The sequence below is a fragment of the Stenotrophomonas sp. YJH_SMC_122 genome (assembly GCF_059369535.1).
The window spans coordinates 44,502-67,978 of the sequence record NZ_JCAFST010000007.1 but is presented as its reverse complement, the minus strand read 5'-3'; the positions used below and the strand labels follow the sequence as shown (position 1 = coordinate 67,978).

Below are 23,477 nucleotides of genomic sequence, written 5' to 3'. Positions count from 1 at the left end.
GCGAGTGAGGGGCCTGGCGGCCCTGCTCCCTTCCACGGTTCGCCGGGGCGCCCTGCAAGGGGCGCCCCTTTTGCTGTGCACGCGGCCGCCCGTGGCCCAAAACGGACCTGCTTGTGGCCGGATCGATGATTGCCGGCTTCGATATATCGATATATCGTTTGCACACTCGTTTACCGATATATCGAAATGAGCCGCGTCTCCTCTCCCAGAACCCGTTCCACCGATCCGGATGTGCCCCGCCGCAACGGCCAGCCGCGCGTGCTGAGCCGCGGCGACCTGCGCCTGCTGGTGCTGGCCCTGATCGGCGAGCAGCCGCGCCATGGCTACGAGCTGATGCAGCTGATCAGCAACCAGTTCATGCAGGCCTATACGCCCAGCGCCGGCACCATGTACCCGCTGCTGGCCAGCTTCGAGCAGGCCGGCTGGATCGAGGCCGAGGAAGTGGACGGCAAGCGGATCTTCCGCATCACCGCTGCCGGCGAGTTCGAGCTGAAGGTGCAGCGCACCCAGGTGCGGCTGGCGCAGCGACGTGCCTTCGACCGTGCCCGCGAGATCACCAAGGCTTCGCTGCCGCCGCCGCTGGCCACCGCCCTGCGCGAGTTCAAGCGGGCGCTGGTGCATCACCACGGCCGCTGGGCCGAGGGTGAGGCGGACGAAGTGGCGGCGCTGCTGACGCGGGCATCGGCCCTGCTCAACGGTACGGCCGGTAGCGAGAGCCCACCCATTTCAACGACCCAGCCAGACTGAATCCAGCCAGGTCTCCCCTACGCCGCGCGCCCCCGCGCGACACCTTTACAGGTATCCCCATGACCGAACACAACAACACGCGCCTGCGCCTGGATGTGCGCTTCCGTGAACTGACCGTGCTGCGCACCGAAGAGGTCACCCCGCACATGCGCCGCATCGTGCTGGGTGGCGACGACCTGGCCGGCTTCGATTCGCCCGGCGCCGACGACCACATCAAGCTGTTCTTCCCCAACGCTGCGGGCGAGATGGTGTTGCCGGTGCTGACCGCCGAAGGCCGCAGCTATCCAGCCGGCAAGGAGCCTTCGCCGTCGCGCGACTACACCCCGCGCTGGTGGGACCACGAAACCGGCGAGCTGGCCATCGACTTCGTACTGCACGACCAGGGCGTGGCCGGGCCGTGGGCCGAGCGCGCGCAGCCCGGCGACACGCTGGTGATCGGCGGCCCGCGCGGCTCGTTCGTGGTGGCCGACAGCTACGACGCCTACGTGCTGATCGGCGATGAAACCGCGCTGCCGGCCATCGCCCGCTGGCTGGACGTGCTGCCGGACGGTGCCGAGGTGCAGGCCTTCATTGAAGTGCGCGACGAAGCCGAGCGCCAGGACCTGCCGCAGTACGAGAACGTGCGCATCCACTGGCTGGAGCGCAACGGCTTCCCAGCGGCCAGCAGCACGCTGCTGGAAGACATGCTGACCGACTTCGAGGCCCCGGACGGTGATGTCTTCTACTGGATCGCCACCGAATCGCGTCGGGCACGGATGATGCGCAAGTTCATCGAAGGCCACCTGGGCGTACCGCGCGACTGGATTCGTTCCACCGGCTACTGGAAGGCCCACCCGGACGAAGCCGACGGCGATTGACCGGGCAGCCGGCGGGTTGCGCGCCGTTGCCCGCACGCCCATGACTAGGTAGAGCCGAGCCCACGCTCGGCTGCTCTCCGCTCCGCCATCGGAAAACCCTCGCGCGCGATGAGCCGAGCATGGGCTCGGCTCTACGGGTATGCCGCCGCCCGGTTCAACGCATCAGCCGCCAAGCAATGCGACAATCGCGCTCCTTTCCTGCAGCAACGAGGCCCACATGGCCAAACTGACCCTGGCCAGCGTGGATGCGCTGCGTACCCGCTTTGCCGATGACGCCGCCTGCGATGCGGCGCTAGCCGCCTTCGCCGACGCCGCTGCCCTGCGCGCGCCGCTGCGCGAGCTGGTGGCGGCACAGCACCGCTACCTGCAGGCCGAATTCGAAGTGGCCCAGGTGGCCGACGTGCTGCGCCGCGACCAGAAGTACGCGCCGGTGGGCCGGCCGTCGGTGCACATCGTGCAGCTGCGCAAGCAACAGGCCGCGACCAAGCAGGCGGCGCTGATCGCACGCCAGGTGGTGGCGCAGGCCGCGCAGACGTTCGCACGGGCCAGCGGGCTGGCGGTGAAGGCCAAGCAGAGCCCGAGCGAAGCGTGCGTGGCATGGTTGGGTACGTTGCGCTGAGGGATCGTGCGGACCAACGGTCCGCACCCACCAGATGCCGGTTGGCACCTGCCGGGTAGTGCCGGCCGCTGGCCGGCACCCCCCTCATCATCGGGCACCTCGCAAGCAGCCGGCCAGCGGCCGGCTCTACCAGAACCCAAAAAGAAGGCCCGCTTTTCAGCGGGCCCTCTGCCTTCTCACGACGAGTGAGCGGGGTGCATCAAGCCGCCGGCTTTTCGCCGGTGGCTTCGGTGGTGATGCGGATCTTCACTTCATCGCTGACGTTCGGAGCGTAGGCGCCGACGCCGAAATCGCTGCGCTTCAGGGTGGTGGTGGCGTCGAAGCCGGCGGCCGGAACCTTGGCCATCGGGTGCTCGCCGCCGCCGTTGACGGTGACGTCCAGGGTGACCGGCTTGGTGATGCCCTTGATGGTCAGGTCACCGGTAACGGTCAGCTTGTTGGTGCCGGCCGCTTCCACCTTGGTGCTCTTGAAGGTGGCATCGGCGAACTTGGCGGCGTCGAAGAAGTCGGCGCTCTTCAGGTGCTCGTCGAACTTGGCGGTGAAGCTGTTCAGGCCGCTCAGCGGCAGCTTCACTTCCACGGTGGACTTGGTCACGTCTTCAGCGTTGTACACCAGGGTGCCTTCGACGTTGCCGAAGTGCGCGCTCGGGTTGGAGAAGCCGAAGTGGCTCCACTGCGCCAGCACGTCGGTGTGGCTCGGGTCCAGCTTGTAGGTGCCCGAGGCGATCTTGATCGCTTCGGCGGCCGGCGCGGCAGCAGCGGCATCAGCGGCCGGGGTGGCGGCCTGCTCGGTGGTGGCCGGGGCGGCGGCATCGGCCGCCGGGGCAGCGGTGTCGGCCGGCTTGGAGCAGGCGGCGATGGCCAGGGTCAGGGCCAGCGGCAGCAGCAGTTTACGGGTGGCGCTCATCTGAGGAACTCTCCGGATCGTAGGGTGGGTACACGGTGCAGCAATGGCCCGCCGCGGAACAGCGGGCCCGAAACCGATACAGCGACTTACGCGATGCGCGCCGCTTCGTCGAACGACAGGCGCGGCAGGCGCGGGAACAGGCCCGCCGGGTCACCGTAACCCAGGTTGACCAGGAAATTCGACCTGATGGAGGTGCCGGCGAAGAAGGCTTCGTCAACCTTGGCCGGGTCGAAGCCGGACATCGGGCCGGCATCCAGGCCCAGCGCGCGCGCAGCCAGGATCAGGTAGGCGCCCTGCAGGCTGCCGTTGCGGATGGCGGCTTCGTGGCGGCCTTCCTGCGGGCCATCGAACCAGGCCTTGGCATCGGTGTGCGGGAACAGGTACGGCAGCTTCTCGTGGAAGTCCAGGTCGAAACCGATGATGACGGTGACCGGCGCAGCCATGGTCTTGGCCAGGTTGCCTTCGGACAGCGCCGGGGCCAGCTTGTCCTTGGCTTCCTTCGAGGTGACGAAGACGAAGCGCGCCGGCGTGGTGTTGGCCGCGGTGGGGCCCCACTTCACCAGGTCGTACAGTTCCTTCAGCAGGCTCTCGGGGACCGGCTTGTCGAGGAAGGCGTTCTGGGTGCGAGCCGTGCGGAACAGCTGGTCGAGGGCGGCGGCGTCGAGCGCGTGGGACATCGGTGGATCTCCAGGGCGGCGAAGGGAAGTCAGTGCCCGCGGGCGGCGCGGGGCGAAACGACGAGCCGCAGTGTAGAGTGTCGCGACTGTTGCAACACCCAGCAGGGCTGAAACGAATTAATGCCAATGGTGAAACGATCGAGCGCGCCATGGACGGTCACTGATGGCCGCGCGGGCAATGTCCGCCAGGCGGTCGCGCTGGCCTCGGCACTGCGCCAGGGCACCCACCGACCGCTGCTCCTGCAACCGCGCGCGCCCTGGCGCTGGCTGTCGCCGCAGCGCCTGCCCGGCGATGTCAACGGCTACGGCGAGGCCTTTGCGTCACTGGCCAACGAGGCGCCGGCGCTGGCCATCGGCTGCGGGCGCCAGGCGGCCGGTGCCCTGCGCGTGCTGCGTGCACGCGGCAGCCAGGTGGTGCAAATCCTCGACCCGCGCATCGGCGCCCGCCATTGGGACGTGGTGGTGGTGCCCGAACACGATGCCCTGCGCGGCAGCAACGTGCTGACCCTGCTCGGCAGCCTCAACCCGGTGGACGATGACTGGCTGGCCTGGGGCCGCGCCGCGTTCGCCGGCTTCAGTACCCTGCCCGGCCCGCGCACCGCACTGCTGGTCGGCGGGCCGACGCCGCTGGCGCCGTGGGATGAGACGGCAATGGTCGGTGTGTTCCAGGCGCTGGCCGAGCAGATCCGCAGCGAAGGCGGCAGCCTGCTGGCAACGACCTCGCGTCGTACGCCGCCGGCCCTGGCCGAGGTCCTGCGTGCGAAATTCGCCGACCTGCCGCACGTGATCTGGGGCGATGGCGGCGACGGCACCAATCCCTATGGCGGCCTGCTCGGCTGGGCCAACCGCGTGGTGGTCTCACCCGATTCGGTGAACCTGCTCTCTGAGGCCTGCGCCACGCGCATGCCGGTGATGGTGGCGCTGGCCGAGACCGCGCAGGGCCGGCTGGCCCGCTTCCAGCAGCAGCTGCGCGAGCGCGGGCGCCTGCAGCCGCACTGGCTGGACTGGCAGTACGACCGCATCGAGCCACTGCGCGAGACTGCGCGGGTAGCGGCGGAAGTGAAGCAGCGCCTGGCATTGGGGTAGTGCCGGCCGCTGGCCGGCAATGCTGCACGCATTACCGAACACCCTGCCGATGCCGGCCAGCGGCCGGCACTACCCGACTACGCGGCGCAAGGGCGTGGATCGCCCGCTGCGCTGAGCAGCGTATGATCGGCGCGCGGGCCTGCCCGCCGTTGAAGGTACCGACATGGATCGTTTTTCCCGCCTGCGCCGCGCCGCGCTGCTGATCGCCAGCCTGCTGGCGACCGCACCGGCCTGGGCCGACAGCACCGCCTGCCGCGAGCGCTACCCGAGCGTGGCGTCGCAGGCGGCGATGCTGGACGTGGCCTGGACCACCGCCGAACGCCTGGACGCGCTGCCCGATGTGGACGTGGTGATGGCCGCGCGCGGTGGCCAGGACCTGAGCCGCTACGGCCTGCGCCACAGCCACCTGGCCTTCCTGCTGCGCGAGGACGACGGCCGCTGGCGTGCGATGCACCTGCTCAACCGCTGCAAGACCGACCGCTCGCAGCTGTACCACGAGGGCCTGGGCAACTTTGTCGGCGAAAGCGGCGGGCATACCGACCTGCGCATCGGCGTGCCTTCGGCACCGCTGCGTGCTGCATTGAAAGCGATGCTGGTATCGCCGTCGATCCAGCCCAAGGCGCTGCACGAAGCGAAGTACAACGTGGTCGCCTACCCGTTCGCCACCGACTACCAGAACTCCAACCAGTGGGTGCTGGAAGTGCTGGCGGCGGCGATGGCGCAGGCCGAAGGCACGCCGGCCATCGTCAAGCGCGAACAGGCGCAGCAGTGGCTGCGCCAGCACAAATACCAGCCCAGCGTGCTGCACATCGGCCTCGGCAAGCGCGTGGGTGCGCGCCTGTTCGTGGCCAACGCCACCACCACCGACCATCCGGCCGGCGAGCGCATCTCCGGCAACTATTCGGTGGTGACGGTGGAATCGGTGTTCGACTTCCTGCACCAGCGCAGCCAGCTGCAGCAGGAACTGGTCATCCCCCATGTGCCGGTGGCCGGTGCCACCGCCGCCGCCCCCTGATTTCCCCGAGGAGAACGACATGCGTCCGCTGCTTACCTCTGTGTTGTCGATGGTGATCGTCACCGGCCTGGCCTGGTCCACGGCCGCCCACGCCGAACGCCGCATCGTGATCATCCACGACCCGGGTCCGCAGGGACCGAGCCTGGAGATGTCTACGCAGATGGTGGCCTCGGCCCGCGCCGCAGCAGCGAAGGAAGCCCAGGACGCGGCCGACGCCGGCCGGCCGCTGGCCCGCCCGCAGCAGATCAAGCTGCCGCAGATGGAGGTGAGTGCCATCGCCACCACCGTCGATGGCCGCCGCGAAGTGCTGCTGCGTGATGCCAACGATCCGCAGAACACCGCATCGATGCAGTATCCGCGCGGCGTCGGCGACCCAGCCGTGCAGTTCACCGTGGGCCAGACCGTGAACTTCGAGCCAACCGGCAACGACCAGGGCTGGCAGCTGAAGGACAACCAGGGCCGCCCGCTGGAATACCTGCCCGAGGCCACCGGCCCGCGCGACATCTTTGACACCCGGCGCTGAGCCGCCGTCCCACGCTGACCAGGAGGTCTCCATGCTCCGTTGCCTGCGCGTTCCCACCACTGCATTGCTGCTCTCGGCGCTGCTGGTGCCCACCGTCCATGCCGGCGCCGCGCCGCAGTTGAACAGCAGCGAGGCCAGCGTGATCGTGACCTCGTTCGTGGTGCTGTCGCTGCCGCTGGCGGCGTCGATGGGCCTGTCCGAACTGTCCAAGGCGCCGTTCAAGGCCAGCGAACGCAACGCCAGGGCTGCCCGCACCAAGGCGGTGCCGCTGCCGCCGATGGAAGTGAAGAAGGTGGAGACCACGCCGTCGGGCGAGCGCCAGGTGCAGCTGCAGGTACCCGACAAGGCCGACCACACCGCCACCCTGCGCTGGCCGGTGCAGCCGCAGGGCGAGAACCCGACGGCGGCCTTCGTGGTCGGGCAACGGGTGCATTTCGACCCCACCGAGGCCGGTGCCGGCTGGAACGTGAAGAGCGCGCAGGGCCAGACCCTGGCCTATGTGCCGACGGCCTATGCCGCCGGTGACGTGATGAGTGAAGCGCTGTAAAGCTGAACGACCGGTTTTGGCTTTGCCGCAGGCCGGGCGGATAATGGGCGATCCCCTTTGTCCCCCTGGCTCGCCATGTCCGTGCGTCCTGCCCCTCTGTTTGCCCCGCTGACCCCGCGCGCCCTGGTGCTGGCGGTGCTGGCGATGGGCGCGGTGGTGCTGCTGTCCAACGTACTGGTGCAGTACCCGATCAACGACTGGCTGACCTGGGGCGCCTTCAGCTATCCGGTCGCGTTCCTGGTCAGCAACCTGATCAACCGTCGCTTCGGTCCGGCCCCGGCGCGCCGCGTGGCGTGGATCGGTTTCGCGGTGGCGGTGCTGCTGTCGATCTGGGTGGCCACCCCGCGCATCGCCATTGCCTCGTGCTCGGCGTTCATCGTGGCCCAGCTGCTGGACATCACCGTGTTCGACCGCCTGCGCCGTGGCAGCTGGTGGCGCGCACCAATGGTGGCCACCACCTGCAGCGCGACGGTGGATACCACGATTTTCTGGTCGATCGCGTTTGCCGGTTCCACCTTGCCGTGGGTGAGCTGGGCCGCTGGCGACCTGGCAGTGAAGCTGGCGATCGGCGTCTGCCTGCTGGCCCCATTCCGCGCGCTGCTGTGGAAGATGGCGCCGCTGCGCGCCACCAGCTGAACGCACATGCTCTGGTAGGTGCCAACCTTGGATGGCACATGAGCACGGTAGGTGCCGACCGTTGGTCGGCACGCTCCATCAGAGTTCATCACCGCTGACAGATTGTGCCGACCAACGGTCGGCACCTACCAACAGCGGATCATCCCCGGGCAATTGCTCTAATGGGTGCACCCACTCACCCGAACGGCAACGCCGCCGCTCTGCACGCCGCCGTAATCGCCGCACACGCGTCTTCAATCGCCGGCGTGGTCGGTGCCAGTCGCGGGCGCCGGTCCAGCGTGCAGGCCAGGCCTACGTCGAGCAGCGTGGCATGCGCGGTGTGCAGCGCCTGCGCCGTGGCATCGGGAACGAAACCGATAACTGCCAGCGCATCAATCAACGACGGTGTATCGCGCGGCTGCAGCAGCGCCGGATGCTGCGCGCTGCGTGCCAGCACGCCGGTCTGCAGCAGGAACTCCAGGTCCACCACGCCACCGGCACCCTGCTTCAGGTCCAGCCGCACGGCGTCGCTGCGGTCCAGTTCGGTGCGCATGCGGCCACGCATCTTCAACACATCGGCATACAGCACACCGGCATCGCGTTCGCGGCCCAGTGTCTGCGCACGCACCTGCTCGAAGTCGGCCAGCAGGCTGGCATCACCGGCCACGCCGCGTGCACGTACCAGGGCCTGGTGTTCCCAGGTCCATGCGCGTTCGCGCTGGTACTCGGTGTAGCTGGCCAACGAAGACACCAGCGATCCTTTGCCACCGTCCGGGCGCAGGCGCACGTCGATGTCGTACAGGCGCCCGGCGGCGGTGACCGCACCAAGCAGCGCCATCACCTTCTGCGCCAGCCGCGCATACCAGCGCCCCGGTTCCAGCGGACGTGCGCCGTCGCTGGCCTCCACGCCGGCCGGGTTGTCGTGCAGGAATACCAGGTCCAGGTCGGAACCGAAGCCCAGCTCGAGCCCACCGAGGCTGCCGTAGCCGATGATCGCGAAACGTCCACCGGGAATCGCGCCGTGCGCGGCGCGCATGTCCGCCTCGGCCATCGCCAGCACGGTGGTGACCACCGCCTGCGCCAGCTCGGCCAGTTGCCGCGTGCTGTCCACCGCCCCCTGGCGACCATCCAGCGTGGCCATCGCCATGCGGAAACTGAGCGCCAGCCGCGTCTCGTTGAGCCAGCGCAGTGCCGATTCGGGATCTTCCACCGCCAGCACCTGCCGGCATTCGGCCAGCATGCCGGCGGCATCGGGCATCGGACCGGACACGCGCACGTCCAGCAGTTCGTCCAGCAGCAGCGGGTACGCGGCCAGACGCTCGGCCAGCAGCGCGCTGCGCGCCAGCACGTCGACCAGACGCGCCAGCGCGCTCGGTTGTTCGTCCAGCAGCGCGAGATAGCTGGTCCGGCGCAGCACCGCCTGCAGCAGGCCAAGCACGCGCTTGAGCGCGGCATCGGGCTGCGGCGAACGCGTGGCCGCATGCAGCAACGCAGGCAGTACGCGATCCAGCCGCGCACGCGCGGCATCGGACAATGACTTCACGCCGGTGCCCTGCGCGAAATCACGCAATGACTGGTCGGCGCCGTTGGCATCGAGGAAACCGGCTTCGGCCAGCAACGCCGCGTTGCTGCCCTCGGGCAGGCTGCGCCAGTAGTTGGCCAGCGCGTCGGGCGCGGCCTGGCCCTTGCGCGGGGCCAGCAGCGCGGCGAATTCGGTACTGACCCGCTGCTGCTGTTCGGCCAGCGCCGCGCGCAGCACGTCCCAGTCCGGGTAGCCGAGGCCGACGGCGATGCGCTCGCGGTCCAGCGCGTCGCTGGGCAGCACGTGGGTCTGTGCGTCGCGCAGCATCTGCAGGCGGTTCTCCAGGCGGCGCAGGAACAGGTAGGCCTCACGCAGCGCGCTGCCATCCTCGGGCGCGATCTGCCCCGCGGCCACCAGCGCGTCCAGCGCCACCAGCAGGCGGCGCTCGCGCAGCGCAGGCTCGCGGCCACCGCGGATCAGCTGCAGCGCCTGGCACAGGAACTCGATTTCGCGGATGCCACCGGCACCGCGCTTGATGTCTTCATGCAGCTCGCGGCGCGCGACTTCGGCGGTGATCGCTGCCTTCATCTCGCGCAGGCCATCGAGCGCGGTGAAATCCAGGTAGCGGCGGTACACGAACGGGCGCAGGGTCTGCAGCCACGCCTCACCCGCCTGGACATCGCCGGCGACCGCGCGCGCCTTCAGCCATGCATAGCGCTCCCAGTCGCGGCCTTCGCGCTGGAAGTACTGGTCCATCGCCGCGAACGACAGTGCGACGCGGCCGGCGCTGCCGAACGGGCGCAGGCGCAGGTCGACGCGGTGGCTGAAGCCATCAACGGTGGTTTCGTCCAGCAGCTTGGCCAGGCGCTGGCCGAGGCGGGCGAAATACTCTTCGGCGGCCAGCGCGCGCGGACCGTCGGATTCGCCGCCGTGCGGATAGGCGTAGACCAGATCAATGTCGGAACTGAAGTTGAGCTCGCCGCCGCCGAGCTTGCCGAGGCCGAACACCACCAGCTGCTGCGGCGTGCCTGCGTTATCTCGGACCACGCCGTGGCGCTGGGCGAATTCCTGCTGCAGGGCGTCCAGCGCCAGCCGCAGGCAGTCCTCGGCCAGGGTGGTGGCGCCGGCCAGGGTCTGTGCCACGTCGTCCAGACCGGTCAGGTCGCGCCAGATCAGCCGTGTCGACATGGCAGTACGCCAGCGCCGGATTTGCGCCGGCCAGTCGCTGGGCTGCAGCGGATCGAGCACCGGTGGCGGGATCGGCGGGCAGCCGGGGGTGGCCAGCTGCGCCAGCAGGGCCGGTTGCCGCACCAGCGTGTCCAGTGCGAAATCGCTGGCCACCGCCAGTCGGGACAGCAGCGGCTGCAGGTCGCTCGGGATGGGCTCGGGCAGGACCTGGGCCAGACGCGCCAGCGCGCGGTCGACAAGGGGCTGCAGGGGGGCGGGCAGGTCAGCGGGGGCGAGGGTCATGGGCGGATTGTATCGACCCGGTGGGGACGCGACGGACCCGGTAGTGCCGGCCGCTGGCCGGCAGATCCGATGACCTGGTAGTGCCGGCCGCTGGCCGGCAGATCCGATGATCCCGCCGAAGGTTGCTGGGGTTGCCGGCCAGCGGCCGGCACTACCGATACTGGGAGCCGCGTATTCATACTGGGCGACAGGCAATAAAAAAGCCCGCTTGCAGCGAACTGCCAGCGGGCTCTGCTCCCTCCCCCACGTCGGGATGCAGGGCCATCGTGCGGGCTGCGAAAGCACTTTGCACGCTGCACTGCAAAACAAAACCGGTGGGTATGGGTGAGCCCCTGGGGGAAAAGCCATTCCACGAAGGTAGAACCCCCCGTACGGATGAGGATGGCCGATAATCGGGATTCCCCCCAGAAACACTGTCGTCATGTCTGTTGATCGCATCGCCAACGCGCGTCTCCGTGACCGCGTGGTCTCCGCCGAGGCCGCAGCCGCGCTGATCCAGCCCGGTGAAACCGTGGCCATGAGCGGCTTTACCGGCTCCGGCTATCCCAAGGCCGTTCCCGTCGAACTGGCCCGCCGCATCGAAGCGGTGCACGCCCAGGGCCAGCCCTTCCAGATCAAGCTGATGACCGGCGCCTCCACCGCGCCGGAACTCGATGGCGCGCTGGCCAAGGCCGATGGCATCGCCATGCGCATGCCGTTCCAGAGCGATCCGGACGCGCGCAACCGCATCAACGAGGGCAAGCTGGATTACATCGACATCCACCTCAGCCACGTCGCCCAGCACGTGTGGTTCGGCTTCTATGGCGAGATCGATACTGCCGTCATCGAAGTCTCGGCCATCCGCGAAGATGGTTCGCTGGTGCCCTCCACCTCGGTCGGCAACAACAAGACCTGGCTGGACCTAGCCAAGAAGGTGATCGTCGAGGTCAACGAGTGGCAGCCGGCCGGCGTCGACGGCATGCATGACATCTACTACGGCACCGCGCTGCCGCCGCACCGCAAGCCGATTCCGCTGGTGAACGCCAACGACCGCATCGGCGATACCGCGCTGCGCTGCGACCCGGACAAGATCGTGGCCGTGGTGCGTACCAACGGCCCGGACCGCAACAGCCCGTTCAGCCCGATCGATGCGACCAGCGAACAGATCGCTTCGCACCTGATCGAGTTCCTCAAGCACGAGGTGAAGAAGGGCCGCCTGCCGCCGAACCTGCTGCCGCTGCAGTCGGGCGTGGGCAACATCCCCAACGCTGTGCTGGCCGGCCTGGCCAAGAGCGGTTTCCGCGACCTGGCCGCGTTCACCGAAGTGATCCAGGACGGCATGCTCGACCTGCTGCGCGACGGCGTGCTGAGCTATGCCTCGTGCACCGGCTTCGCGCTGAGCCCGCAGGCCAACGAGACATTCAAGGAGAACATCGATTTCTACCGCGAGCGCATCATCATGCGCACGCAGGAAATCTCCAACCATCCGGAACTGGTGCGCCGTCTGGGCTGCATCGGCATGAACGGCATGATCGAGGTGGACATCTACGGCAACGTCAATTCGACGCACGTGATGGGCACGCGGATCATGAACGGCATTGGCGGTTCGGGTGACTTCGCCCGCAACGGTTTCCTGTCGGCCTTCCTGAGCCCGTCCACTGCCAAGAACGGCACCATCTCGGCGATCGTGCCGATGGCCAGCCATGTCGACCACACCGAGCACGATGTGTCGGTGATCGTCACCGAACAGGGCCTGGCCGATCTGCGCGGCCTGACCCCGCGCAAGCGCGCGCAGGTGCTGATCGACAACTGCGCGCACCCGGACTTCCGCCCGCAGCTGCAGGATTACTTCGACCGTGCCAGCCGCGAGAGCTACGGCAAGCACACCCCGCACCTGCTGCCGGAAGCGTTGTCGTGGCACCAGCGCTGGCTGGATACCGGCACAATGAAGGGCTGAGACCCGCTACGGACTTCGGGTAGAGCCGGGCGCTGGCCGGCTTCCCCCTACAGCCGGCCAGCGGCCGGCTCTACCTTCACGCGGTGCGCAGGCTCGCCAGCGATTCGGCCTGCAGCCGCTCGTAGATCTCGAACTCGTCATTCACCGCCACGCCCAGCGCCTGCTCGAAGGCCTCGCGGTTGGCATGTGCGGCATACGCGCGTTGTTCTTCGCCGCCCAGGTTCGACTGGAAGATGCCCGCGGCACTGACCGGCAGGAAATCCTCGTAGACGATCGGATCGGCCGTGGCCAGGCCGGCGGCCACCAGCACTTCGGCCGGCAGATCGGCCACGCGCTCCGGCGCGGCGCGGCCAGCGTCGGTCAGCTGGTAGCGGTAATACCCCAGGCCTTCCTGGCGCAGGGTGTCATGATCATCCGGGAAGCTGGCGAACACCGCCTGCAGGCGCTGGCCGTAGTCGCCACCGGTACTGCCTTCGCCGCCGGCATCACGTGCCTGCGACAGCAGCTGGTCGTACAGCGCGCGGCCCTTCGGGGTCAGCGCAAGGCCGCGCTGTTCGATCTCGCCGAAGCGCGCGGTGTGGGTGCCGGCATCGCCACCGTCCGCATCCGGGAAATGCACGGCCTCTTCCAGCGCCTTGAAGCTGGTCTGGCGCAGCAGGATCGGGCAGGCGCGGCGCGGCGGGCCTTCGATCACTGCCTTGGCCGCCATGCCATGCTCGATCATTGCCGCCTGTGCAGCGTCGATGTCCAGCGTGCGCGGGGTCAGGTGGTTGATGTGCGGGCCGCGGAAACTGACCACGTCGGCCACCAGCCGGTGCGCGTTGTGCAGCGCGCGGTAGGTTGGCAGGTCGACCGTGGCGTCGCCGTGCCAGCGGAAGGTTTCCAGTGCTTCATCGACGAAGCGCTCGGCATCGGCCTGCGACAGCCCACCGTCACGCTCGGCCAGGTCGATCAGCGCCAGCGCGCCGTCGGTGAAGATGCGGCGGCGTGCCAGGATCTTCGCCGACTCGGCACGCAGGGCTTCGTCTTCGATCAGCTCCAGGCGCAGCAGCGAGGTGAACACGCGGAACGGATTCTGCGCCAGCGCCGCGCCGGTCAGCGGGCGGAACGCGGTGGAGTGCACCGGCACGCCGGCCACCGACAGGTCGTAGTAGCCGACGGGGTACATGCCCATCACCGCGAACAGGCGGCGCAGCGTGGCCAGCTCCTGCACGGTACCGACGCGGATCGCGCCATGACGCTCTTCATCCAGGCGCGCACGCTCGTCGTTGCGCTGCAGCTGCGCGGCCAGCGCCGGGTCCTGGGCAAGCACCTGCGCGTTGATCCCCTCCACCAGTTCCACCAGCGTGCCGTACAGCGGCACTTCGGTACGGTACATGCGGGACATGGCCTGCGCGAACAGGCGGCGGATCACATCAGGCGAAACGAAAGAGGCGCTCATCAGTCACTCGATTACGGGAACGGGGAACAGCTCGGACCCGTATTGTCGCCGGAGCGCGCGGCGGCGGCGATATGCACAGCAACATAAGGAAATCGGTAGTGCCGGCCGCTGGCCGGCAACCCCGGATGCCTGGAAGGGATGCAATAGCCGGCCAGCGGCCGCCGCTACCGCTTCAACTGGCGCTTCAGCGTGGCATCCAGCGTGATCGGCCGGTCCCAGTGCTGGTAGCTGGCCACGATGGCATGGCGCACAGCCCGGTAGTGCAGATTGTCCGGCTTGGTGGGCATGCGCTTGACCACCGCCTCCCAGCCGCCCTCCGGGTCCTGGCTGAAGGCACGCACGCTGTCGCGGCAGGTCTGGCCACTGGCCTTGGCCCAGAAGCAGGCGAAATAGATGTCTCCGGCCTGCCAGCCGTGGGTGGTGAACAGCGCGCTGATGTAGCCGCGCGGCACGTCGGCATAGCGCGACACTTCGTCGAGGAAGGCGTCGGGGTAGCGTTCGGCGTAATGGTTGATGTCCTGCAGCTGGGCATCGACCCAGCTGTCGCCGGTGTCCACTTCGTAGGCGCTTGAGCGCTCGGCGGTCTGCTGGGCCAGCACGGTGGCCGGCACCAGCAGCAGGGACAACAACAGCGCGCGCAGTCGGTGGTTCATGCCCCGATTCTGCCGCAGCCGACGGGCCCTGTCAGGCCGCAGCGGCCTTGGCCTCGATCGCCGCCAGTGCGGCCGGCCAGTCGTGGGCGGTATCGGCAGTGACCATGCGCGGTTCGTCGTCGGCCACGCCATGCTGGGTCTCGTGGGCCCAGGTCACTGCGTACGGGGTATGCACGCCCCAGCCACCCAGGGTGACCACCGGCTCGATGTCCGAGCGCAGCGAGTTGCCGACCATCACGAAGCGCTGCATCGGCAGGTCGAATTCGGCCAGCACGCGGGCGTAGGTCTCCGGGTCCTTCTCGGAAACGATCTCGATGCGCGGGAAGAGCTCGGCCAGGTTGGCGACCTTGATCTTGGCTTCCTGGTGGAACAGGTCGCCCTTGGTGATCAGCACCACCGGGTAGTGCTCGGCGATGGCCGCCACCGCTTCGCGCACACCGTCGATCAGCTCGACCGGGTGGCGCAGGGTGTCGTGGCCGATATCGAGGATGCGCTGGATGTCCTTGGCCTCGATGCGCTGGCCGGTGATGTCGATGGCCGCTTCGATCATCGACAGGGTCATGCTCTTGACGCCGTAGCCGAAGGTGCCCAGGTGGCGCTGCTGCACTTCCAGCAGGTGGCGCGCGGTCTGGGTGTCATGCACGTCGACGTAGCGCGACAGCAGGTCAAGATAATCCTGCTCGGCCTTGCGGTAGTAGTCCTCGCTCTTCCACAGCGTATCGTCACCGTCAAAACCGACCAGGCCGATGGCGCGCGACGGCGCAGGCGTGGGGGTGTTCATCACGCAAGGATACAGGGGCCGTGGTGACGAAAAAAACCCGGGCGGCCGAAGACGCCCGGGTTCCCATACGCCCCGATGCAGGACTTACCTGCCCTGTGCACCCTGCGCTGCGCCACCGGCGCCGGCCTGCTGGGCGGCCACGTAGGCCTTGTACTCATCGGCGCTCAGCTCGCCGTCCTTGTTGGTATCGGCCTGGTCGAACACCTGGGCCAGGCCGGCGTTCACCTGCGCCTCGGTCTTGCTGATGGTGCCGTTGCCATCGGTATCGATGCTGGCCCAGGTCTGGCCACCGCCGTTGGCCTGGGCCGAGGCCGCTGCGGCCGCATTGGTTGCCTGGTCAGCCGCCTGGCCCGCCTGTGCCGCTGCCTGCTGCGCCTGGGCGGCCTCGTTCTGTGCCTGCGCGGCCTGCTGCTTGGCCGACTGGGCCATCGCCGGAATGGCCAGCACGCTGCCGGCGGCGACGATCAGGGCGATCAGGGGCTTGCGGTTGCGAATAGTCATCAGGGGTGTCTCCTACCGATTGGGTGGTGTTGCGCGGCGTGTTGATTCCGCACGGCACCTACCCTGCCACCGCGTTTCTGAATCGATTTTGCGCCGCGACCGGCGTCCACACGCGCGATTAACCACTGGCCTCCACGCATGCGTTAGCGCGGTGGTTAGGGCGAAGTGAGTGCCTCATAAGATGCGCATTCAGCGCCTCTGCACTTAACCGGCAGGCAACGAAAAACCTGCGTCAGTCGACGGTTTTTTCCGATGACCGCGAACTGAACAACACCCACGCAAGAGCAACACCGGCGAGCGCACCGGCGATTTCCAGCACCACACGGCTGCCAAGTTCGTTCGGATCGTGGATGGTGGCCAGGAAGATGCGCGCGTACAGCGGCGATTCCAGCCGCACGATGCCCATGTAGAACAGCTTCCACGCATCGATGCCGGCGGCGATGATCACGGCGATGACGCAGGACCAGCCGATCGCGTGCCCCATCGACCACCGCAGCAGGCGGCACAGCTGCGACCACAGGAGGTACACGAACAGGCCGACCAGCAGGGCGATGGCGCCCGCTTCCAGGGTGCCGAGCAGGCCGAAGTGCAGGGGAAGATTCATCGGGTGGGCAAACGTAGGATGGCGGCCAGTGTAAGGGTATCGGCAGGAGGGCGCTCTGCACCTGCGGTAGCGCCGGCCGCTGGCCGGCAACATCAACGAGAGATGGCGCACCAAATCGTTGCGAGGGTCGGGGTCAGATCCGTTTTTCTATGGAGAACGGCTCTGACCCCAGTCCATCAAGGGTGCCAGCTACCGCACAGGAACGTCGTAGGCGGTAACGGGATCCGGTTCCGGCTGGAACGTGTAATGCCACCACTCCTGCGGATAGTTCACGAAACCACGGCGTGCCATTGCCTGCACCAGTTGTCGCCGGTTCGCCTGCTGAGTCTCACTCAGCCCGCTCGTCTGCGTATGCGCACGTGGCCCGAAGAAGTCGAAGTCAGTGCCCATGTCCAACGGCGTACATGCACCGATGCGGCAATCCAGCAGGCCCAGGTCCACCGTGGCACCGCGGCTGTGGCCGGAGCGCTCGGCGATGTAGCCGTCAGCCAGCAGGCGTGGCTTGTCCAGATCCGGGTACTGCTGCGCCTTGCGCGAGAGCTCGCGCGGATCGTTCACCCAGGCCATGAACGCCTGCACCGAACGCACCGGCCGGTAGCAGTCGTAGAGGCGCAGGCCGAAACCATCGGCGCGCAGGTCCTGTTCCACCTGTGCCAGCGCCTTCGCCACCGGCGCCAGCAGGTAGCACGAAGGCGCCTCGTAGCCGGGCACGCGCGCGCCGGTGAAGTTGTTGGCACCCGCATAGCGGATATCCCGCTCGATGCGCGGCGACAGCGTGCGGATCTCCACCAGTCCGGCGCTGGCCGCGTCGGTGGCCGGTGAAACGCGCGGTGGCTCAGCGGCGCGGGTGGTCGCCGCCAGGGCAATCGCCAGTACGAGTGAAATGCAGGTCCTGGAAGTCATAGCTGAAGTCGGTGTCCGGATCGATGGCGCGCAGGTCCAGTGTTGGTGCGCGGCCTTCGCCGGGCTGCAGCCACGCCTGCGCGTCTTCGCCCAGCGTATCCCAACGCAGCAGCCAGCGCCCCTGCAGCTGCCGCACGGCCCCCTGCAGCCGGGGCGACTTGTCCACGCTGAAGCGCAGGCCGTCCTTGCCCGGGCAAAGCGAGGCCGGCCCCAGCCACGGATCGGTGTAGCGGCCCTGCCAGCGCGGCAGATCGGCGTCCGATGTCGGCCATGCCTCCGACGTCGCCGGCCGCTGATGGCCGCTTGCCGCGCGCGTAGCCTGGTCAGCCTTCAGTTCGGCCAGGTACGCCAGCGCCGGACGCGCCTCATCGGGGGCGGTGAAGCGCTTCAGCGCGGCCTGCATCAATGCGGTGCGCGCATCCTCGCCTTCACCGTTGATCAGCATCACCACGCCCACCTTGCGGTCAGGCAACAGCGCCAGCGACGAGTACATGCCCGACAGGGTGCCGGTGTGCGCCACCTTCCACTGCCCATCCATGTCCGACACCCGCCAGCCATAGCCGTAGCCATAGAAATGCGCGTTGTCCCAGCGCCGCTGGCGTTCACCCAGCGCCATCGGCATGTGCAGGGTCCACAGCGTACGGCGCTGCTCAGCGTCCAACCAGCCGGGCGCGAGCGTGGGATCGAGCAGCACCTGCATCCAGCGCGTCATGTCGCGCAGCGAACAGCGGATGCCGCCGGCGGCCATCGAGGGCAGGTCCGGGCTGATCGCTCCATCCGCGTTCACTACCGCGTTGCGATCACCGCGCCAGGCATGCGGCTGCGCCACGTTGCCCACGCGCTTCACCGACCACGCCCCCACCTGGCAGCGGGTCATGCCCAGTGGTTCGAACACCTGCTCGCGCATCAGCTGGTCATACGGCTTGCCACCCGCTGCCGCCGCCACTTCGCCGGCCACCACGTACATCAGGTTGTCGTAGGCGTAGCGGCTGCGGAAACTGCTGACCGGTTTCAGGTGCGCCAGCCCCGCGATGATGTCGGCACGGGTGAACGCGTTCGGCTCCGGCCACAGCATCAGGTCACCGGCGCCCAGGCCGAGGCCGCTGTTGTGGATCAGCAGGTCGCGCACCTGCATCTGCTCGCCCACCCACGCATCGTGCATGCGGAAGCCCGGCAGATGTTGCTGCACCGGATCCTCCCAGCGCAGCATCCCCTGCTGCACCAGCCGCGCCAGCAGCGCGGCGGTGATCGCCTTGCTGTTGGAGGCGATCTTGAACAGCGTGTCCTGGTCGATGCGGCCGCCGTCGCCGCGGGTCCCCTCGGCGTGGCGATAGACCACCTGCCCGTTGTCGACCACCGCCATGGCCAGCCCGGGCAGGTGCTCGTGCTGGACGACTGCGGCGACGTCGGCATCGAGGGAGGCGGTCGCGGTGGTCTGTGCCACCGCAACCGGGAACACCGCCAGCGCCGCCGCGCAGACGCAGTTTCGAGCCTGCCGTGCGGGCTTCAGTAGGCCCATGTCACGGTCAACTGCGCATAGCGCGGTGACTGGAAGCCGGTGCCGTAGCGGTACAGCGGGTTCGGCGTGCCGATGCTGTCCTGCGGCTCGTAGTCCTGGTCCACGGTCACCACGCGCTGCTGGTTGAGCACGTTGTACACCGCCAGCTTCAGGCGCAGATCGGTGGGAATCGGCACCTTGTACGAGACGCTCACGTCCAGGTCATAGGTCCAGGGCGTGCGGCCATCGCCACCGCGTGGCGAATGCACGAACACGCGCTGGGACGGAACCGTCGCCTGGCAATTGGACACGCACACGTAGTAGCTGTGGAAGTCGGTGTCGTCGAACGGATTACCGGCGCCGAAGCGGGTAATCGGGCTGCCCGACTGCACGCCCAGCGTGGCCGCCACACTGAGGTTCTCGGTCAATGCGTAGCTGCCACGGAACTTGAACTGGTGGCGGCGGTCGTTGGCCAGGTAGCCATAGCCACCGTAGTTGACCCAGGGGTTGTCGAAGTTCTCGGTGCGCCCTGCATCGGCGAAGTCGGTATCGGAGTTGACCGGGCCTTCTGCGTTGCCGCGACCGTATGCAAGGGTGTAGGACGCGTTGAAGCCCCACTTGCCGTCCCAGGCGCGGTCGACCTGCAGTTCCAGCGCCTTGTAGTCACGCTTGGGCTTCACCCAGCCGCGCTGGCCGACATAATTGCCGTTGTCGTCATACAGCGCCCAACCTTCCTTCGAGGTGTCGATGCTGATCCAGCCATCGTTGCGGCCGTCGCAGTCGGTGTCACCCCACACGGTGTTGGTGCGCCCCGGGTTGCCCATGATCCACACGCCGTCGATGGCACCACACTGCCCGGTCGCGGTGATGTTCATGTCATCGATGGCATTGTGCAGGCGCCGGTAGGTCACGCTGGCGCCTACCGACCAGGCCTCGTTGATCATCTGCTGGAAGCCCAGGATCGCTTCATCCTGGTAGACCGGGTCCATGTCCCGGTTCACTTCCGCGCGCAGGTCCGGCACGCTGCCGTCGCCCTGCGAGTTGTCCACTGGGCCGATCTGCGCGCCCAGGTTGGGGATGTTGTTGGCTGCGCCGGTGTAGCCGAGGAACTCATACCAGGTGCGCTCGTCGAGGAAACCACCGGCCTGCTTGATGTTGATGACGTTGGCCACCGGCAGGAAGTATCGGCCCAGGTTGCCGAACACCTTGGTCGTGCCATCGCCGCGCACGTCCCAGGAGAAGCCCAGGCGCGGGGCCAGCATGTCGTCGATCTTGATGTAGCTGCTGCCGTCGCCGCCCTTGTTGTCGAAGGCTTCCAGGCGCAGGCCCATGTTCAGCAGCAGATTCGGCGTCACCTGCCAGTTGTCTTCCAGGTAGTAGGCCGAGTTGATCGTCTCGAAGGCCCCTTCCACTTCATAGCGACGGGTGCGCACGACCACGCCGCTGGCCGGCACCACGCCACCGTTCAGCGAGCTGCCGGGAGTGCGGTAGTAGATGTCGTAGCGGAAGCCGCCCGGGCCCGGATAGGCGCGGCTGTAATCGGAGGTGTTCTCTTCCCGATCCAGGCCGAACCGCAACAGGTGGTCGCCCAACGTCCATTCGAAGTCCGCGCGCGCGGCCTTGCGCGTGTCCAGCGCCGACTCCAGCTGCGAGCTGCTGGTGCAGCTGCGGTCGCCCTGCAGCGACGGCGGCACGCCCTGGCCGGCCGTGCGGTTGTCGAACACGCGGTTGCAGTTCTGGTCCATCAACGAGCTCTGCACACGGTTGCGCTTGTTCTCGCCGTACATCAGCTTCATGGTCAGGTCGTTGTTGACCTGCCAGCTGTAGGTACCGGACCAGTTCTTGCCACCCACCGTGTTGTAGATCTGGTTGCTGCGCTCGCCCACGGTCTGCCCCGTGGCGTAATCGTAGGCGTAGACGTCGGTGAGGGTCTTGCTCTTGTCCGAGAAGCCGAACAGCGACAGCATCTGGGTGTCGGTGATCTGCCAGTCGATCTTGCCGCCCCAGAACGGATCATCGGCCTTGCCCTGGCTCAGGCGCGTGCCGGCATCATTGGTCGAGGTGGGACGGTAGTCGCGCGCCTCGTACATGCCGAAGAAGAACAGGCGATCCTGCACCAGCGCACCGGAAGCGAACACATTCAGCGCGCTGCGGCTGTAGTCGTCGCGGCTGGCGGTGATGTAGCGGCTGCCGCTGCCGTCGTAGCGGTCGCGTGCCTGCGACTGCCACGCGCGCGGCTCGAACACCAGTTCGGCACCGGCCTTGAAATCGTTGCTGCCCGAGCGGGTCACCGCATTGATGACGCCGCCGGTGCTGCGCCCGAACTCCACCGAGTAGCCGCCCGTCTTGACTTGGAACTCCTGGTAGAACGAGAACGGCACCGACGAGAAGCCGACCCGGTTGTAGAAGTCGGTGACGTTCAGGCCATTGATGTAGACGGTGTTCTCGGCCACCGACGAACCGCCGAAGGAAATGCCCTGCCCGCCCAAGGACCCCTTGCCCTTCACCGCGCCCGGCGCGAGCAGCGCCACCGCGGTGATGTCACGGTCCACTGGCAGGCGCGACAGTTCCTCGCGGGTGATGTTGGTGGCCGACTCGGTGGACTTCACATCCACCATCGACACCACCTGCGGCGCCCGCACTTCGACGGTGCCCAGGGTACTGACCGCACCCAGCGGCACGTTGACCGTGGTGGCACTGCCGAGGCTGACCGTCACCTGGCCGACGCGGCTGGCCCCTCCGACGGGCAGGCTCACCTCCATCTCATAGGTGCCGACCGGCAGCAGCGGAATGCGGTAGCTGCCGTTTGCGTCGGCCTGCACGGAGCGCACGAAGCCCGTTGCCGGGTTGCGTACGGTCACCGTGGCACCGGCCGGGACCTGGCCGGCATCGCTGACCAGCCGGCCGACCACTGAACCATCCTGTGCGAATGCGCTGGGCGCGATCACGCCCAGACACGCCCCAAGGGCGACGCACAACGCCGCCCGCTTGATGCTGTAAGCCTTCATCCCCTGCTCTCTCCTGCAAGAATTGAATGGTGTGGAATGCGATGTGTCGCGCTAGCGTTGCCTGGCTGGCAGTACCCGCCACTGGAAGTCGTAGCTCCATTGGTCGAAGTACAGGTTGCCGCCTGCCCACTCGGCCTCGCCACGCTGCGAGTCGACCGTTTCCGAGCGGTAATGCTGTTTGGCCGGCACGAAGGGCTGGCCGAAATCATCGTTGAAGGCGATGCGGTAGCCATCGAGGCCACCCAGGTAGAAGTCGCGCAGTGCCGGTACATCGCTGGCCAGTGCGCCAGTGGTCACGTCCATCGGCAGCCAGCCATACGGCGCCAGGTAGACCTGTCCCCAGTCATGCAGGTTGCTGTAACCACTGCCATCGTCGGAGAACACCATGCCCGACTGCCAGCGTGCGGGGATGCCGTTCAGGCGCAGCAGCGCGATCAGCAGCAGGGTCTGCTGCCCGCAGTCGGCATGGCCGGCACGCAGTGCGTAGTCGCTGATGTTGCTGAGCGTGGAATATTCGCGCGCACCGGCCCACGGAATGCGGTCGACCGCGGCAAACAGCTTGCGCACCACTTCATACGGGCGCGTCTCGCCCTGCAGCACCTGGTCGGAGAACAGCTTCAGCGCCGGGGTGAAGCGCACATGCGGCAGCTGCTCGGCCAGGTAGGGCTTCAGGGCCGGATCGGCCGGGGTCGGTTGCACTACGGCCGGGTTGATCGCGGTATGCCGGGCGAAGATCGTGACCGCGTAGCGGATCTCGAAGCGGGTCGGCTGCCCGGCGACCGCTTTGGCTTCGAGGTAGGCGGTGCGTTGCCGGGTATGGGCCGGAGCCACGCGCGCCTTGCCCGGGCTGCTGCCCAGCCACTGCACCTGCTCCTGCTGGCCGGGGATCTCGCGCGGGTACGGAATCCACGCGCGGATCGTTTCACCGGCGGGCACCACATCGGCTTTCACCGTGAGCGACTGGGTGAATTCATAGCGCTGCGGCAGTACCGACGCCTGGCCACTCTGTTCGGCCGCGGCAACCACGCCTGCGTGGTGGGCGTTGAGCACTTCGTTGGGGCCCGGAGGCGGCATCGGTGCATCCGCGCGGCGGCGCGCGCGTGCTTCGTCGCTGAGCAGGAACAGGTTCGAGGGTGCGCGCTTGAAGTACCAACGCTTGCCATCGATATCGAGATGCTCGATCAGGCCGAGTTGGTCCCAGCGCGCAAATTCCTCGTCGGTCAGATCGGGAATGCCGCGCCGTACGGCGTCCTTGGCGGCGTTTTCGTCGAGGGCGAAATCCAGGCGGATGCGGCGCATGCGCTCGCGCTGGAACGCCTCGTCTGTGGCGGCGGGTGTAGTGGCCAGCTGCGCATCGGCGTCGCGGAAACGGCCGCTGTCGACCAGGTCGATCACCTGCACTCCCCGCGCGCGCTGCTGGCTGCTGCGCTCGCCTGCTGCGTGCGTGGCCGACACCCACAGCAGCAACACGGCAACCAGGCCGGCGGCGGCAGTCAGACGCGGTTTGCGAACGGCAGGATCCACAGCGACACTTCCCCAGCGCGGGTGGTAACGGCTGTGTAACACG

At 67.8% G+C, this 23,477-nt stretch carries 21 protein-coding genes; 9 read left to right on the top strand and 12 right to left on the bottom strand.

Annotated elements, in window-relative coordinates; translation table 11 throughout:
* Positions 1-186: 186 nt before the first annotated feature.
* From AC5P66_RS11255 to AC5P66_RS11245, 3 genes are all read left to right on the top strand, one after another.
* Positions 187-747, top strand: coding sequence for a PadR family transcriptional regulator (locus tag AC5P66_RS11255; RefSeq protein WP_099496177.1), 561 nt, complete (start codon positions 187-189; stop codon positions 745-747).
* Positions 748-806: 59 nt separating this feature from the next.
* Entirely contained in the window at positions 807-1,604 is a 798-nt protein-coding gene (locus AC5P66_RS11250; protein WP_099496176.1) for a siderophore-interacting protein, read from the top strand.
* A gap of 217 nt (positions 1,605-1,821) precedes the next feature.
* Positions 1,822-2,223, top strand: coding sequence for a hypothetical protein (locus AC5P66_RS11245; RefSeq protein WP_263467949.1), 402 nt, complete (start codon positions 1,822-1,824; stop codon positions 2,221-2,223).
* 199 nt (positions 2,224-2,422) lie between these two features.
* Here AC5P66_RS11245 and AC5P66_RS11240 read toward each other — a convergent pair whose 3' ends face one another.
* Both AC5P66_RS11240 and AC5P66_RS11235 read right to left on the bottom strand, forming a co-directional pair.
* Positions 2,423-3,130: a YceI family protein gene (locus tag AC5P66_RS11240; RefSeq protein WP_005415047.1), complete on the bottom strand. Its 708-nt coding sequence runs from the start codon at positions 3,128-3,130 to the stop codon at positions 2,423-2,425.
* Between the two features lie 86 nt (positions 3,131-3,216).
* Positions 3,217-3,807 (bottom strand): malonic semialdehyde reductase, encoded by a 591-nt coding sequence (locus tag AC5P66_RS11235; RefSeq protein ID WP_099487351.1) that lies wholly within the window; start codon positions 3,805-3,807, stop codon positions 3,217-3,219.
* A 126-nt stretch (positions 3,808-3,933) separates the two neighbouring features.
* Here AC5P66_RS11235 and AC5P66_RS11230 point away from each other — a divergent pair, with 126 nt between their 5' ends.
* From AC5P66_RS11230 to AC5P66_RS11210, 5 genes are all read left to right on the top strand, one after another.
* Positions 3,934-4,893 (top strand): mitochondrial fission ELM1 family protein, encoded by a 960-nt coding sequence (locus AC5P66_RS11230; RefSeq protein WP_263467950.1) that lies wholly within the window; start codon positions 3,934-3,936, stop codon positions 4,891-4,893.
* A 163-nt stretch (positions 4,894-5,056) separates the two neighbouring features.
* Complete coding sequence (locus tag AC5P66_RS11225; RefSeq protein WP_262223457.1) at positions 5,057-5,908, top strand: DUF2145 domain-containing protein; 852 nt, start codon at positions 5,057-5,059, stop codon at positions 5,906-5,908.
* A 19-nt stretch (positions 5,909-5,927) separates the two neighbouring features.
* The gene (locus AC5P66_RS11220) at positions 5,928-6,431 is read left to right on the top strand and encodes a hypothetical protein (RefSeq protein ID WP_049412302.1); all 504 of its coding nucleotides are present in this window, start codon (positions 5,928-5,930) and stop codon (positions 6,429-6,431) included.
* A 31-nt stretch (positions 6,432-6,462) separates the two neighbouring features.
* Positions 6,463-6,978: a hypothetical protein gene (locus AC5P66_RS11215; RefSeq protein ID WP_263467951.1), complete on the top strand. Its 516-nt coding sequence runs from the start codon at positions 6,463-6,465 to the stop codon at positions 6,976-6,978.
* Between the two features lie 75 nt (positions 6,979-7,053).
* Complete coding sequence (locus AC5P66_RS11210; protein WP_263467952.1) at positions 7,054-7,614, top strand: queuosine precursor transporter; 561 nt, start codon at positions 7,054-7,056, stop codon at positions 7,612-7,614.
* A gap of 175 nt (positions 7,615-7,789) precedes the next feature.
* On the opposite strand, the gene glnE is transcribed toward AC5P66_RS11210, so the two are convergent.
* Positions 7,790-10,585 carry a bifunctional [glutamate--ammonia ligase]-adenylyl-L-tyrosine phosphorylase/[glutamate--ammonia-ligase] adenylyltransferase gene (gene glnE, locus AC5P66_RS11205; protein ID WP_111097016.1) on the bottom strand — a complete coding sequence of 932 codons (2,796 nt, stop codon included), beginning with the start codon at positions 10,583-10,585 and terminating at the stop codon, positions 7,790-7,792.
* 421 nt (positions 10,586-11,006) lie between these two features.
* Between glnE and scpC the strand changes: the two genes are divergently transcribed.
* On the top strand, positions 11,007-12,521 hold the full coding sequence (gene scpC / locus AC5P66_RS11200; protein ID WP_049412239.1) for a succinyl-CoA:acetate CoA-transferase ScpC: 1,515 nt from the start codon (positions 11,007-11,009) through the stop codon (positions 12,519-12,521).
* A gap of 76 nt (positions 12,522-12,597) precedes the next feature.
* Here the strand turns inward: scpC and hglS are convergent, their stop codons facing one another.
* From hglS to AC5P66_RS11155, 9 genes are all read right to left on the bottom strand, one after another.
* Positions 12,598-13,962, bottom strand: coding sequence for a 2-oxoadipate dioxygenase/decarboxylase HglS (gene hglS / locus AC5P66_RS11195; RefSeq protein WP_495216325.1), 1,365 nt, complete (start codon positions 13,960-13,962; stop codon positions 12,598-12,600).
* Between the two features lie 164 nt (positions 13,963-14,126).
* Positions 14,127-14,615, bottom strand: a complete 489-nt coding sequence (locus tag AC5P66_RS11190) for a hypothetical protein (RefSeq protein ID WP_495216324.1) — start codon at positions 14,613-14,615, stop codon at positions 14,127-14,129.
* 31 nt (positions 14,616-14,646) lie between these two features.
* Positions 14,647-15,396 carry an HAD family hydrolase gene (locus AC5P66_RS11185; protein ID WP_495216323.1) on the bottom strand — a complete coding sequence of 250 codons (750 nt, stop codon included), beginning with the start codon at positions 15,394-15,396 and terminating at the stop codon, positions 14,647-14,649.
* A gap of 84 nt (positions 15,397-15,480) precedes the next feature.
* Positions 15,481-15,897, bottom strand: a complete 417-nt coding sequence (locus AC5P66_RS11180) for an EF-hand domain-containing protein (RefSeq protein ID WP_019662197.1) — start codon at positions 15,895-15,897, stop codon at positions 15,481-15,483.
* Positions 15,898-16,129: 232 nt separating this feature from the next.
* Positions 16,130-16,501 (bottom strand): hypothetical protein, encoded by a 372-nt coding sequence (locus tag AC5P66_RS11175; protein ID WP_111190825.1) that lies wholly within the window; start codon positions 16,499-16,501, stop codon positions 16,130-16,132.
* A 189-nt stretch (positions 16,502-16,690) separates the two neighbouring features.
* On the bottom strand, positions 16,691-17,404 hold the full coding sequence (locus AC5P66_RS11170) for a M15 family metallopeptidase (protein ID WP_495216322.1): 714 nt from the start codon (positions 17,402-17,404) through the stop codon (positions 16,691-16,693).
* The gene (locus tag AC5P66_RS11165; RefSeq protein WP_495216321.1) at positions 17,337-18,923 is read right to left on the bottom strand and encodes a serine hydrolase domain-containing protein; all 1,587 of its coding nucleotides are present in this window, start codon (positions 18,921-18,923) and stop codon (positions 17,337-17,339) included. The genes AC5P66_RS11170 and AC5P66_RS11165 overlap by 68 nt, the downstream gene beginning before the upstream one ends.
* The gene (locus tag AC5P66_RS11160) at positions 18,911-21,910 is read right to left on the bottom strand and encodes a TonB-dependent receptor (RefSeq protein ID WP_495216319.1); all 3,000 of its coding nucleotides are present in this window, start codon (positions 21,908-21,910) and stop codon (positions 18,911-18,913) included. Before AC5P66_RS11160 ends, AC5P66_RS11165 begins: the two co-directional genes overlap by 13 nt.
* Positions 21,911-21,961: 51 nt before the next feature.
* Positions 21,962-23,434 (bottom strand): transglutaminase-like domain-containing protein, encoded by a 1,473-nt coding sequence (locus AC5P66_RS11155; protein ID WP_495216318.1) that lies wholly within the window; start codon positions 23,432-23,434, stop codon positions 21,962-21,964.
* Positions 23,435-23,477 lie beyond the last annotated feature (43 nt).